Source organism: Nocardia cyriacigeorgica, from assembly GCF_010858045.1.
GTDB lineage: Bacteria > Actinomycetota > Actinomycetes > Mycobacteriales > Mycobacteriaceae > Nocardia > Nocardia cyriacigeorgica_E.
Genome location: NZ_JAAGVC010000281.1, coordinates 1 through 300, shown reverse-complemented (window position 1 = coordinate 300; position 300 = coordinate 1). Strand labels below are relative to the sequence as shown.

The 300-nt window shown below is 60.3% G+C and carries 1 pseudogene; it reads right to left on the bottom strand.

Annotated elements, in window-relative coordinates:
• Nucleotides 1-15: 15 nt before the first annotated feature.
• Nucleotides 16-300 (bottom strand): annotated as a pseudogene (locus GV790_RS29720) (hypothetical protein); the annotation flags it as partial.

Here is a 300-nt window from a genome sequence, read left to right as displayed (position 1 = left end):
ACGGTTTGTCGTCGATTATTTGCAGATGTCGGCCAAGGCGTAAAAGGCGTTCTTCGGTGTGAGGCTACCGTCGGGCATGATCTTGCATACGCCGAAGGACGCCAGGTCGAGGTCGAAGCTCGGGTCAGGGTTGTGGGGAAGGGTGTAGCTGGCGTAGGTGTGCCAGAACGCGGTGTCCACCGACTCCTCCTCGAAGAGTGTGAAGAGCGCGCGCATATAGCGGACTTGTTCGTCTTCGTCGCGGATAGGTGTGCCGATGACGCGCTGCGGGGCGGCGTCGTAGTCAACAACGGTCCAGCC